11 protein-coding genes are annotated in these 13212 nt (G+C 66.4%); 8 read left to right on the top strand and 3 right to left on the bottom strand.

Annotated elements, in window-relative coordinates; translation table 11 throughout:
• Positions 1-4: 4 nt before the first annotated feature.
• Positions 5-781 carry an IclR family transcriptional regulator gene (locus tag ACSU1G_RS14555; protein ID WP_439280674.1) on the bottom strand — a complete coding sequence of 259 codons (777 nt, stop codon included), beginning with the start codon at positions 779-781 and terminating at the stop codon, positions 5-7.
• A gap of 52 nt (positions 782-833) precedes the next feature.
• Here ACSU1G_RS14555 and hutH point away from each other — a divergent pair, with 52 nt between their 5' ends.
• From hutH to ACSU1G_RS14535, 4 genes are all read left to right on the top strand, one after another.
• The gene (hutH, locus tag ACSU1G_RS14550; protein WP_439280673.1) at positions 834-2411 is read left to right on the top strand and encodes a histidine ammonia-lyase; all 1578 of its coding nucleotides are present in this window, start codon (positions 834-836) and stop codon (positions 2409-2411) included.
• A complete protein-coding gene (hutU, locus tag ACSU1G_RS14545) occupies positions 2401-4065 on the top strand; it encodes a urocanate hydratase (protein ID WP_439280672.1) in 1665 nt (554 codons plus the stop codon). The genes hutH and hutU overlap by 11 nt, the downstream gene beginning before the upstream one ends.
• Positions 4066-4172: 107 nt before the next feature.
• Positions 4173-5348 (top strand): imidazolonepropionase, encoded by a 1176-nt coding sequence (gene hutI, locus ACSU1G_RS14540; RefSeq protein ID WP_439280671.1) that lies wholly within the window; start codon positions 4173-4175, stop codon positions 5346-5348.
• Positions 5345-6250, top strand: a complete 906-nt coding sequence (locus tag ACSU1G_RS14535; RefSeq protein ID WP_439280670.1) for an arginase family protein — start codon at positions 5345-5347, stop codon at positions 6248-6250. Before hutI ends, ACSU1G_RS14535 begins: the two co-directional genes overlap by 4 nt.
• An 18-nt stretch (positions 6251-6268) precedes the next feature.
• Here ACSU1G_RS14535 and ACSU1G_RS14530 read toward each other — a convergent pair whose 3' ends face one another.
• Positions 6269-7546: a DUF445 domain-containing protein gene (locus tag ACSU1G_RS14530; RefSeq protein WP_439280669.1), complete on the bottom strand. Its 1278-nt coding sequence runs from the start codon at positions 7544-7546 to the stop codon at positions 6269-6271.
• Between the two features lie 170 nt (positions 7547-7716).
• Here ACSU1G_RS14530 and ACSU1G_RS14525 point away from each other — a divergent pair, with 170 nt between their 5' ends.
• Positions 7717-7989 carry a metal-sensitive transcriptional regulator gene (locus ACSU1G_RS14525; protein ID WP_439280668.1) on the top strand — a complete coding sequence of 91 codons (273 nt, stop codon included), beginning with the start codon at positions 7717-7719 and terminating at the stop codon, positions 7987-7989.
• A 20-nt stretch (positions 7990-8009) separates the two neighbouring features.
• Here ACSU1G_RS14525 and ACSU1G_RS14520 read toward each other — a convergent pair whose 3' ends face one another.
• The gene (locus ACSU1G_RS14520) at positions 8010-9554 is read right to left on the bottom strand and encodes an amino acid permease (protein WP_439280667.1); all 1545 of its coding nucleotides are present in this window, start codon (positions 9552-9554) and stop codon (positions 8010-8012) included.
• A 151-nt stretch (positions 9555-9705) separates the two neighbouring features.
• Here ACSU1G_RS14520 and ACSU1G_RS14515 point away from each other — a divergent pair, with 151 nt between their 5' ends.
• From ACSU1G_RS14515 to ACSU1G_RS14505, 3 genes are read left to right on the top strand one after another with little or no spacing between them, the layout of a single operon-like run.
• Positions 9706-11061, top strand: coding sequence for a glutamine synthetase family protein (locus ACSU1G_RS14515; RefSeq protein WP_439280666.1), 1356 nt, complete (start codon positions 9706-9708; stop codon positions 11059-11061).
• Positions 11042-11854: a gamma-glutamyl-gamma-aminobutyrate hydrolase family protein gene (locus tag ACSU1G_RS14510; RefSeq protein ID WP_439280665.1), complete on the top strand. Its 813-nt coding sequence runs from the start codon at positions 11042-11044 to the stop codon at positions 11852-11854. Before ACSU1G_RS14515 ends, ACSU1G_RS14510 begins: the two co-directional genes overlap by 20 nt.
• A complete protein-coding gene (locus tag ACSU1G_RS14505; RefSeq protein ID WP_439280664.1) occupies positions 11851-13212 on the top strand; it encodes an aldehyde dehydrogenase family protein in 1362 nt (453 codons plus the stop codon). The genes ACSU1G_RS14510 and ACSU1G_RS14505 overlap by 4 nt, the downstream gene beginning before the upstream one ends.

Raw genomic sequence — 13212 nt, 5'->3', positions numbered from 1 at the left:
CACGTCAATGGCGCAGTCTGCGCTGGAGCTCTGCTGCGGTCTGAATCACCGCGCTCGCGGCATCCGCTTGTGCCGGCCCGGTATCGCTCGACCAGGTCGCGGCGACGGCGGCGAGCGGCCATCCTGATGTGTCGCGTACCGCGGCTCCCACCGATCGCATGCCCTCCGTCACCTCGCCGTCCTCCGATGCGAACCCAGCGGCGCGGATGCTCCGCAGCAGCTCGCGGAGCTCTCTGGGCGTGTTCGGTCCGCGGTGGGTGCGGGTGGAGAACGCCGATGCGTTCGGGTACAGCGCCCGCACCTGCTCGCGGGGGAGCGCAGCCAGCATCGCGCGACCGGTCGCCGTCAGATGCGCTGGCAGCCGCACACCCACATCGGTGACCAGTGCCGGACGCCGCGGAGCGCGCTCTTCGACGATGTAGACCACGTCGCTGCCGCTCAACACGGCCAGGTGCGTGCTCTCTCCCAGACGGTCGGCGAGCGCCGCGACCAGAGGGCGACCGAGTCGTGCCAGCGGTTGCTGGCGAGCGAATCCGCCGGCGAGCTCGGATGCCGCCGTTCCCAGTGCCCAGCGTCGTTCTTCGCGCAGGTGCAGCACGAACCCGTGCGCGGCGAGGGTGTTCAGTAAATGGTGAACCGTCGAACGGGGCAAAGCCAACTCGCGAGCGATCGCGGATGCTGCGACGGATGCGGGGCGCCCCGCCAGATACCGCAGAATGCGCAGGGTCTGGTCGGCAGCGGGAACCTGCGCTCCGGTTGTACTGTCTGGGATCACAGACAAAGGATGTCATGCGCCTCTGTTCGCCGCCAGTGCCAGGGTGTGGAATCAAGCCATGGCAGAGTTTCCCCCTATCCTCGTCGGCGGTGTAGCGCGCGTCGGTGATGAAGTGCGCGTCGGCGCCGATGTCTTGAGCCCGGCCGATGTCGTCGCGATCACTCGGCACGGTGCGCGGATCATGCTCGATGACGCGGCACTCGACCGGATTGCCGAGACACGTGGCATCGTTGACGCGCTCGCCGCGGACCCGGATCCGCACTATGGCGTCTCCACCGGCTTCGGTGCGCTCGCGACCACGTTCATCGCGCCAGAGCGACGCCACCAGTTGCAGGCGAGTCTCATCCGCTCACACGCTGCGGGCACGGGGGATGAGGTTGAGGCCGAGGTGGTGCGGGCGCTGCAGCTTTTGCGGTTGCAGACCCTGGCATCCGGTCGCACAGGTGTGCGTCCCGTCGTCGCCGAAACATATGCCGCCATGCTGAACGCGGGTATCACCCCGGTCGTCAGAGAGTACGGATCGCTGGGATGCTCCGGCGACCTCGCCCCGCTCGCGCACATCGCGTTGGCAGCGATGGGAGAGGGCGAGGTGCGGGTGGATGGCATCCTGCAGGCCGCATCCGAGGCGCTCGCGGCCGCAGGAATCGAACCGCTCGTCCTCGTGGAGAAGGAGGGTCTCGCCCTCATCAATGGCACCGACGGCATGCTCGGGATGCTGCTGCTCGCGCTGCACGATCTCGAAACCCTCATCACCACCGCAGACCTCGCGGCGGCGATGTCGATCGAGAGTCAGTTGGGAACGGACGCCGTATTCGCCGCTGATCTGATGGCGCTGCGCCCGCAGGTCGGGCAGGCGAAGTCGGCGGCGAATCTGCGTGCTTTCCTCGCGGAGTCGCCCATTCTCGCCAGCCACAAGGGCCCGGAAGACGGCCGAGTGCAGGATGCGTACTCGCTGCGCTGCTCACCGCAGGTGCACGGGGTCATGCGCGACACGATGGCACACGCCGCCACAATCGCCTCGCGTGAACTGGCAAGTGTGATCGACAACCCGATCATCACCGTGGACGGCCGGATCGAGTCGAACGGAAACTTCCACGGTGCTCCGGTCGCGGCCGTGCTCGACTTCTTGGCGATCTCGGTGGCCGATGTCGCCAGCGTCTCCGAGCGGCGTACCGACCGCGCCCTCGACGCTGCCCGCAACCGCGGCCTGCCGCCGTTCCTCGCACATGAGGTTGGTGTGGACTCCGGCCTCATGATCGCGCAGTATGCCGCGGCGGGGATCGTCTCCGAGCTGAAGCGTCTTGCCGCTCCGGCATCCGTCGATTCGATACCGTCATCCGCGATGCAGGAGGATCACGTCTCGATGGGGTGGGCCGCGGCCCGCAAGCTCCGTCGCGCGATCGACGGGCTGACTCGCGTGATCGCGATCGAGGTGCTCACCGGCGCTCGCGCGCTCGACCTGCGTGCGCCGCTCGAGGCAGGAGCGGTGACCGGCGCCGTCCGCGACCTCGTCCGCACGGTTGTGCAAGGCCCAGGCCCCGACCGGTTCCTCTCGCCCGAGATTGAAGCCGTCACTGAGCTCGTCCGATCGGGCGCTGTTGCTCGTACTGCGAAGGAGAACGCCGATGTCTCATGAAACGCCGCTGTCTCGGAGTGACATCCGCGCCGCACGCGGTAACGAACGCACCGCCAAGAGTTGGGGTGCGGAGGCCGCCAAGCGGATGCTGATGAACAACCTCGATCCGGAGGTGGCCGAGCATCCGGAAGATCTCGTGGTCTATGGCGGTACTGGCAAGGCAGCCCGTTCGTGGGAGGCGTATGACGCGATCATCCGCACGCTCGATGAGCTCGAGCCAGACGAGACCCTGCTCGTGCAGTCCGGCAAACCAGTCGGCGTGTTCCGCACGCACGAGTGGGCGCCGCGCGTCCTGATCGCGAACTCGAATCTCGTGGGCGATTGGGCAACGTGGCCGGAGTTCCGCAGGCTCGAGGCGCTCGGGCTCACCATGTACGGGCAGATGACGGCGGGGTCGTGGATCTACATCGGCACGCAGGGCATCCTGCAGGGCACGTACGAGACCTTCGTCGAGGTGGCGCGCTCTCTCGGTCGCGAGTCGCTTGCCGGCACGCTGACGCTCACCGGCGGGGCCGGCGGCATGGGCGGGGCGCAACCACTCGCCGTCACGATGAACGGCGGTGCGGTGCTGATCGTCGACGTCGATGAGACGCGACTCGCTCGTCGCGTGGAGCACGGCTACCTTGATCGATACACGACCGACCTGGACTCGGCCGTGGCAGATGTCCTCGCCGCCAAAGATGCTGGCGAGGCACTTTCCGTGGGAGTGGTCGGCAACGCTGCCGAGATCTTCCCTGAGCTCCTTCGTCGGGGTGTGCCGATCGATATCGTCACCGACCAAACCAGTGCACACGACCCGCTTGCATACCTGCCAGTCGGAGTCTCAGTCGGTGAGTGGAAGGGCGAAGCGGAGCGTGACCCGGAGGATTTCACGTTGCGCGCTCGGGAGTCGATGGCCGCGCACGTCGCCGCGATGGTCGGGTTTCAGGATGCCGGCGCCGCTGTCTTCGATTACGGGAACTCCATCCGGCGCGAGGCCGAGCTGGGCGGGTTCGAGAGGGCATTCGCGTTCCCGGGCTTCGTTCCCGCGTACATTCGCCCGCTGTTCGCGGAAGGCAAGGGGCCGTTCCGCTGGGTGGCGTTGTCGGGTGATCCCGCTGACATTGCAGCAACCGACCAGGCGGTGAAGGAACTGTTCCCGGAGGATGCGGCCCTGCACCGCTGGCTCGATCAGGCGGCAGAGAAGGTGCACTTCGAGGGGCTGCCTGCACGGATCTGCTGGCTCGGCTACAAGGAGCGTCACCTGGCCGGGCTGAAGTTCAACGAGATGGTCGCCTCGGGCGAGTTGAAAGCGCCGATCGTCATCGGACGTGACCACCTGGATGCCGGGTCCGTCGCCTCGCCGTACCGTGAGACCGAGGCCATGGCCGACGGCTCGGACGCCATCGCCGACTGGCCGCTGCTGAATGCGCTGCTGAACACGGCATCCGGAGCATCCTGGGTCTCGCTGCACCACGGCGGAGGGGTCGGGATCGGCCGCAGCATCCATGCCGGGCAGGTGTGTGTCGCCGACGGCACGGCGCTCGCGGCCGAGAAGCTCGAACGCGTGCTCACCAATGACCCCGGCACCGGCGTCATGCGCCACGCAGATGCCGGATACGAACGTGCCCGCGAAGTAGCCCGCACCCGCGGCCTAAACATCCCCATGCCATGACCCCCACACCTCAACACCCCAACCCCTTGCGAGTGGGCGCTCGTGGCTCGGTTTTGCGGGATTTTCGAGCCACCAACGCCCACTCGACGACTGATAAGAGGTAGACGATGCGCACCTTGATCTCGAACATTGGGGAGTTGGTGACGAACGTCGACGCGGACGGCGACCAGTGCGGGATATTGCGCGACGCGGCGGTGCTCATCGAGGATGGGCGCATCGCTTGGGTGGGGCCGGACGCTGATGCCCCCACCACCCATGGGCAGGAAACCGAGACGGTGGATGCCGGGGCACGCGCGATCATTCCGGGATTCGTCGACAGCCACAGCCACCTCGTCTTCGCGGGCGATCGCGCGGCGGAGTTTGAGGCGCGCATGGTGGGGGAGAAGTATGCCGCTGGTGGCATACGCTCCACCGTCGCGGCGACACGGGCAGCGACAGAGGACGAGCTGCGCACACGGCTGCACGGTTTCGTTGATGAGCTGCTCGCCCAGGGCACGACGACCGTCGAGATCAAAAGTGGCTACGGCCTAGACGTGAACACCGAGGAGCGATTGGTGCGGCTCGCCGCCGAGGTCACTCCGGAGGTGACGTTCCTGGGCGCACATGTCGTCCCCGCGGAGTACGCAGACCGCTCGGACGAGTACGTCGACCTGGTCATCGGGGAGATGCTGGATGCCTGCGCTCCGCACGCGCGGTGGATCGATGTCTTCTGCGAGACGGGCGCCTTCACCGTCGAGCAGTCTCGGCGCGTGCTCGAAGCCGGAATAGCGAGGGGCCTCGTGCCCCGAGTGCACGCCAGCCAGCTCAGCCCGGGCGGGGGAGTGCAGCTGGCTGTCGAGCTCGGCGCGGCATCCATCGATCACGGCACCTATCTGACCGATGCCGACATCTCCGCGCTCGCGGCATCCGACACCGTGCTGACGTTGTTGCCCGGCGTCGAGTTCTCCACTCGGCAGCCCTATCCGGACGCACGTCGGCTGATCGATGCCGGCGTCACCGTCGCTCTCGCGTGCGACACGAATCCTGGGTCGAGCTTCACCTCGTCGATGCCGTTCTGCATCGCGATCGCCGTGCGCGACATGGGCATGACTCCGGCCGAAGCACTGTGGGCTGCGACGGCCGGCGGCGCGAGGGCACTGCGCCGCGATGACATCGGCATCATCCGACCCGGCGCGCGCGCCGATCTGGTGCTGCTGAACGCCCCGACGCACGTGCACCTGGCATATCGCCCCGGCGTACCGCTGGTGCGACAGGTCTGGAAGGACGGCGAGCGATACCCATGACCCTGACACACGATGACCTCTGGCCACGCGCGGGCGGCTGGCCCTCGTTCGAGCCCGGAGACCGAGCGGATGCCGTGCTCCTCGGCGTACCCACCTGGCGCACCTCGCTCTCACCGACCGGCGCACACGCGACACCGGCGGCGATCCGCGAGGCCCTTCCTCGATACAGTGCGACGCTGATGGGCCCGCCCGTCGTCGATCTGAATGCTGCCCTGCGGATCGCGGATGCCGGTGATATCGACGAGCCGGACGGTGATACCGGCATCACCGCCACGATCGCCCGTGTCGCCGAACTGTCGGCGGCGGCAGGGCTTGTCATCGCGCTCGGTGGTGACAACTCCCTCACCTACCCGGTGGCGCGCGGCGCTGCCGCCACTGGACTCATCACGATCGACGCCCACTTCGATCTGCGCGATGGGGTCTCCAACGGATCGCCCGTGCGTCGGCTGGTGCAGGATGCCCCGACCGAAGAACGCATCGACCCGACGCGGATCGTGCAGATCGGCATTGCCGACTATGCGAACTCCGCCGCCTACGCGCAGCGCGCAGCGGACTGGGGCATCCGTGTCATCACCCTGGACGAGCTGCGTCGCCGCGGTCTCGCCGACGTCGTCAGCGAGGCGCACGAGATCGCAGGAGTGGATGCCGAGGCTCGGATCCATCTCGACGTCGATGTCGACGCGGCCGATCGTTCGGCAGTTCCCGGATGCCCGGCGAGCGTGCCCGGTGGGCTTGCCGCCTTCGAGTTGCGTGCGCTGGTGCGTGCTCTCACCGCAGACGCCCGCATCGTCAGCGCCGACATCGCCGAGGTGGATGCCACCGCAGACTCTGCCGACGGCCGCACTGTGCGCCTCGCGGCGCTGTGCGTGCTGGAGATGCTCGCCGGCCTCGCCGCGCGCTAAGTAGACAGGGCTCGAAGCTCACACCCCCGGAATCACGGCGTGTGCGATCGTGAAGATCGCGAGCCCAGCCAGCGCACCCACCACGGTGCCGTTCAGTCGGATGTACTGGAGGTCGCGACCGACCATGAGCTCGATCTTCTCCGTCGTCTCGGCCGGATCCCAGCGCTCGACGGTGTCGGTGATGATCGACGCGATATCGTGCCGGTAACGATCGACGAGGAACACTGCGGCGTCGGACACCCAGGTATCCACGCGCTTCTGCAGCGCAGCATCCGTCGTCAGCCGCTCGCCGACTTCCTGTACTGCTTGCGCCGCGCGTGCGCGCAGACCACTCGCAGGATCCGCGAGGGACTTCAGCAGGCCCGCCTTCGCGGTGTTCCAGGCATCCGCGGCCAGAGCACCCACGCGGGGGCTGTCGAAAAGTGACGCTTTCGCGTTCTCCAACTTTGCGCGGGTGGCGGGGTCGTTCTGCAGGTTGTCGGCAAGCCTGCCGAGGTATCCGTCGATCGCGAGGCGGGCCGGATGCTGCGGATCGGCCTGCACCGCATGAACAAACTTGACGGCCTCGTGATAGACCGTCTCGTCGACGAAGCGGTGCGCGAGCTTGGGAACCCACGATGGCAGGCGCCGGGAGATGAGGCCGGCAAAGGCCTCGCCGTTGGTATCCAGCCACGTCGAGATGCTGTCTGCGGCGAGGTCAACTGCGCTGTGATGGGCATCCGCTTCGACAATCTTCTCGAGCCAGGCGCCGGCGGGCGGGCCCCATTCCGGATCGACCAGATGCTCGCGCGCAAGGTCTGTGATGAGATCGCGAACGTCATCGTCGCTGAGTGCATTGAGGACGGCAATCGCGATCGTCGAGCCTTCAGCGGTAACCCGCTCCGCGTGCGATGTCTGTCGGAGCCATTCGCCGGCGCGCTGTGCGATCGCGGTCTGGGTGAGCTTGGTGCGCACGACCTCAGCGGCAAGGAAGTTTGTTTCGACGAACTCACCCAGGGTGCGCCCGATCTCGTCTTTGCGGTTCGGGATGATCGCGGTGTGCGGAATCGGCAGACCCAGTGGTCTGCGAAACAGCGCGGTGACAGCGAACCAGTCAGCGAGGCCGCCGACCATTCCGCCCTCGGCTGCTGCGCGGACATATCCGAGCCACGGCTGGCGCTGCTGCAGCCAGAACGCGATGACGAACACGACCGCCATGAACACCAGCGCACCGACCGCGATCGCCTTCATTCGACGAAGCGCGCGCAGTCGCTCCTGATCGGCGGGTGAGAGAAGGGCCAGTGGGGTGCGCGGCATGACGTCATCCTCGCACGCGCGATGTTCTCGTCGCGCACACTTGCAGTGCCGATGCACGGATGCAGGTCCATTCAGCGGCGTTTCGCCAGACATCCGTACGATCGCCCTGCAGGTGTGCCACGCGAGCCCTGCAAGTGTTCCCCGAGAGCGGTGCGGGGTACTCTCGGATCGTGATCGAAGACATCAAAAAGCGCGCTCTGCATCGCACCAGCATCCTCGAGGGGCAGCTACGCGGCGTCACCAGGATGATCGAGAACGAGGAGTACTGCATGGACATCATCACGCAGTCCCGGGCCATCCAGCGCTCGCTCGAGTCCCTCAACCGCCTGCTGCTCGAGAATCACCTGCGTACGCACGTCACAGACATGTTCGAACAGGGCGGCGAGGAGCGCGAGCAGGCTGTCGGCGAGCTGCTCAAGGCGTTCGACTTCGATAAGAAGTAGTCCACGCCCCCCGGTGGGGACTACTTCGTATCGAATACCTCGCCCTCCATGGCGTCATAGCCCTCCGCCTGAGGGTCGCCGTGCTCGCCGCCGGAGAGCGCGTATTCTTCCTCCGGTGAGAGGACGAGGCGGTGTCGGAAGAACAGTCCGAATCCGAGCAGGATGATCACATAGACGATCGCGATGGCGATGATCGCCGGCCCGAACGTCGGGTTCAGGAGGAAGCCGACGAAGATGAGCGCCGCGATCACGAGAGCGGCGACCGCCCCGGGGATTCCCCACGGGCTGCGGTACGGACGGTCGGCGTTCGGGAACTTCTTGCGCAAGATGATGAACGAGATCAGCTGCAGTCCGTACGCCAACACGGCGCCCCAGACGGCGATGTTCAGCACGATCGCACCGGCGACGGTGCCGGCGCCCGCCTCATCGACTACGGCCAGCACGTCAAGCACGATGAGCGCGATGAAGCCGATCGCGGCGCCGACAACGAGCGCGACCCACGGGGTCTGGCGTTTGCCGGTGAGGGAAAGGAACTGCGGGTAATAGCCGGCGCGGGAGAGGGAGTACATGTTGCGCCCGTAGGCGAACATGATGCCCTGCAGTGACGCGAGCAGGCCGACGAGGGCGAACAGGGCGAGGACTGCGGCCAGTTGATCGCCGACGATCGCGCGGAATCCGTCGAGCAGTGGCTCACCGGCCTTGCCGGTGGCTTCGGCGCCGAGAACGCCGGTGTTGAGGAAGAGGACCAGCAGTCCGGTGATGATGAGCGTGCCGCGAGCCCAGAAACCCGCCTTGGGGATGTCGCGGGTGGGGTTGTGCGATTCTTCCGCGGCAAGCGGCAGCTCCTCGATGCCGAGGAAGAACCACATCGCGAACGGCAGCGCGAACAGGATCGGCAGCACCCCATGCGGGAGGAATACGCTCTGCCCCTCATCGGGCACGATGTCCCACAGGGCATCCCATGAGAACGCGCCGGAGAACAGCGCCATGAGCGAGAAGACGAGGATGATGCCGATCGAGATCACCGCGACGATGATCGCGAAGCGGAAGGAGATCGCGGCGCCCGCAGAGTTCAGGGCAATGAAGACGATGTAGAGGATCAGGTACCAGACCCAGCCGGGCAGAGTCAGCCCCAGGAGCTCCGAGGTAATCCCGTTTGCATAGGACGCGGAGAAGTAGACGATCACCGCCGTGGTCGCGACGTACTCGATGGTCTCGGCGGCGCCGGTGACCAGACCACCCCACGGCCCCATGGCCGAACGGGCGAAGGAGTACGCGCCGCCGGTGTGTGGCATCGCGGATGCCATCTCGCCGATGGCGAAGATCATGCCGTAGTACATGATCACGAGGATGGCGAAGGCGATCAGCATCCCGCCGAAGCCGGCGAACTCGATGCCGAAGTTCCACCCAGAGAAGTCGCCCGAGATGACAGCGGCAACTGCAAGCCCCCACAGGCCCCACACGCCGGCGCTGCGCCTGAGTGAGCGTTTCGCGAAGTACTCGCTTCCGGCTCGTGTATAGGTCGCCCCAGCGACCTTGCGGGACCCACTTTGTTGCTCAGACATCCGAACTCCGTTCGCACCTGGACAGACGCGGGAGCGCCTTGCGAGAGATTGTGACAGCTAATGGTCTGATTCGTCTACCTTTAGACCTGAAAGTGTTCTAGTGTGCGAAGTGCTCGGACGAACACCGGGCGCAGACGGAGTGGAGCGGAACATGCCGGGAAACCTCAGCGTCGAGCAGCTGGACGAGGCGATCGCGAAGGGCGAGATCGACACCGTGATCGTCGCCTTCGCAGATGCGCAGGGACGCCTCGCCGGCAAACGCATCTCCGCCAGACTCTTCCAGGAAGAGGTGCTCGACCACGGCGCGGAATCGTGCGATTATCTGCTCTCCGTCGACGTCGACCTGAACACGATGGACGGCTACGCGATGTCGAGCTGGGACAAGGGCTACGGCGACATGGGGCTGCGTCCGGATCCTGCGACGCTGCGTCGTATCCCGTGGATTGAGGGCTCGGCGCTCGTCATCGCCGATCTCGTCTGGGCAGACGGCACACCTGTCGCGCCCTCGCCCCGCGCCATCCTCGACCGGCAGCGCGACCGTCTCGCCGAGCGCGGCTGGACAGCTTTTTCCGCCACGGAACTCGAGTTCATCGTCTTCGAGGACACCTACCGCGAGGCCTGGGCACGCAAGTACGAAGGCCTCACGCCGACGAGTGACTACAACGTCGACTACAACCTGCTCGCCACCACTCGCCTCGAGCCGCTCCTGCGCGACATCCGCAACAGCATGGACGGCGCGGGGCTATACAACGAAGGTGTGAAGGGGGAGTGCAACTTCGGTCAGCAGGAGATCGCCTTCCGCTACGCCGAGGTGCGCGAGACCGCCGATCAGCACACGATCTACAAGAACGGCGCGAAGGAGATCGCAGAGCAGCACGGCCAGTCGCTCACGTTCATGGCGAAGTTCAATGAGCGCGAGGGCAACAGCTGTCACATCCATCTCTCGCTGCGGGATGCCGATGGCACCTCCGTCATGGCGGGCGACGGTGAGTACGGTTTCAGCCCGGAGATGGAGCACTGGATCGCCGGCATCCTCGCCACTCTTCGCGAGTTCACACTGCTGTACGCGCCGACGATCAACTCCTATAAGCGATTTGCCGAGGGCAGTTTCGCACCCACAGGTGTGGCATGGGGGATCGACAACCGCACCTGCGCGCTGCGTGTGGTCGGTCATGGTCCGTCGCTGCGGGTCGAGAATCGCGTGCCCGGTGGCGACGTGAATCCGTATCTCAGCATCTCCGCGATCATCGCGGGAGGCCTGTACGGCATCGAGAACGAACTGACGCTCCCGCCGCGCCTGGAGGGCTCGGCCTACGCCGCCGACGTCGATCACCTTCCGACGACGCTGCGGGATGCGGCTCGGCTGTTCAGCGAATCGAAGATCGCGCGCGCAGCCTTCGGGGATGACGTCGTGGAGCACTATCTGAACCAGGCGCGCATCGAGGTCGAGGCCTTCGACGCCGCCGTCACCGACTGGGAGCGCGTCCGTGGCTTCGAACGACTCTGAACACTCGAAAGGCGATGAGCGTGCACGCCTTCCGCTGATCGGCGTCACCACTTATCTCGAGCGCGCAACTCAAGGGGTATGGGACGTGCGTGCCGCGTTCTTGCCGGAGCAGTATCTGCTGAGCGTCACATCCTCCGGTGGCATCGCGATGCTGCTGCCTCCGCAGGCAGCGGAAGTGGCGGATGCCGCGATCGCTGGTCTCGACGGGCTCATCCTCACCGGAGGTGCAGACGTGCAGCCCGAGCTCTATGGGTCCGAGCGTCACCCGATGACAGACACCGCGCGTGCCGACCGCGATGCGTGGGAGCTCGCGCTTTTCCATGCCGCAGAGCGTCGACGGATGCCGGTGCTGGCGATCTGCCGCGGACTGCAACTCGTGAACGTCGCCCGCGGCGGCTCGCTGCAGCAGCACCTGCCGGAGTCGCTCGGCACCGATCGGTACAAGCTCGGCGGCGGAGTCTTCGCCTCGAATGACGTCGAGGTCGTTCCTGGCACGATGCTCGCCGACGTGATCGGCGCGGCTTTAACAGACGGCGCGTTTCGCGTGCACAGCTACCACCACCAGGGCATCGACGATCTGGGTGAGGGGCTCACCGTCTCTGCGCGCACGGACGACGGCCTCGTGCAGGCCTTCGAGGACACCGCCAACGGGTATCTCGTCGGCGTGCAGTGGCATCCGGAGGAGAACGCCGAGAACCGTCACGTGTTCGAGGGACTGGTCGCCGAGGCTCGCGAGTTCGCCGCGCAAAAGATTCAGAAAGTACAGCACCAGCAGAAGGAGGGCGTGCGATGAGCGCATTCACCGTGATCAACCCGTCGACCGCGACGGCCATTCGCGACGTCTCACGCGCGAGCATCGACGAGGTGGATGCCGCGATCGCGCGCGCCGTCGTCGCCCAGCGCCGCTGGGCGTCGCTGGCGCCGGCCGCTCGCGCCGAGGCCCTGCGCTCCTTCGCCCGCCATGTCGAGGCCGCGACCGAAGAGCTTGCCCAACTCGAGGTGCTCAACTCCGGGCATCCGATCGGCTCAGCTCGCTGGGAGGCGAGTCATGTGGCCCAGGTGCTGAACTACTACTCCGCTGACCCGGAGCGACTTTCCGGTCGGCAGATCCCGGTCGCCGGTGGACTGGATGTCACTTTCCACGAGGCCTACGGCGTCGTCGGGGTGATCGTGCCGTGGAACTTCCCGATGACGATCGCATCGTGGGCATTCGCTCCGGCGCTCGCCGCGGGCAATGCTGTTGTGCTCAAGCCGGCCGAGCTCACCCCTCTCACTGCGCTCCGTCTGGGTGAGCTCGCTGTCGAGTCTGGCCTGCCGGAGGGGCTCTTCCAGGTCATCACCGGCTCTGGCTCGGTCGTCGGGCAGCGCTTCGTCACGAATCCGGATGTGCGCAAGGTCGTCTTCACCGGTTCCACCGAGGTTGGAGTCGACGTCGCGGCGGGCTGCGCCAGAGCGTTGAAACCGGTCACCCTGGAGCTGGGTGGCAAGTCCGCGAACATCGTGTTCGAGGATGCCGATCTCGAGAAGGCCGCTGCCGCCGTACCAGGCTCGGTGTTCGACAACGCCGGTCAGGACTGCTGCGCCCGTAGTCGTCTGCTCGTGCAGCGCAGTGTCTATGATCGCTTCCTCGAGCTGCTCGAACCCGCAGTGCAGAGCTGGAAGGTCGGCGATCCGAGCCAGGAGAGCACGGATATGGGCCCGCTCATCTCTGCGTCGCATCGCGACACCGTGGCATCCTTTCTCGACGGCGCGAACATCGCCTACCGAGGGAGCGCGCCGAGCGGGGACGGATTCTGGTTCGCGCCCGCCGTCGTGCTCGCCGGGCCCGGCGACCGGATCGCCCAGGACGAGATCTTCGGACCGATCCTCTCGGTGCTGCCCTTCGACGACGAAGCCGACGCCATCCGCCTCGCGAACGACACGGTCTACGGACTCGCCGGTTCGCTGTGGACCGAGAATCTCGGCCGTGCGATGCGCGTGGCCCAGGGCGTACACGCCGGCGTGCTCTCGGTGAACTCGCACTCCTCAGTGCGTTACGCCACACCGTTCGGTGGCATGAAATCCTCCGGTCTCGGGCGCGAGCTCGGGCCGGATGCTGCCGAGCACTTCACCCAGACGAAGAACGTCTTCTTCGCGACCGACGCCTCCTGA

It is taken from the genome of Microbacterium sp. A93 (assembly GCF_051842835.1).
The sequence above is the reverse complement of the archived record's forward strand: the minus strand, read 5'-3'. Positions and strand labels throughout refer to the sequence as shown.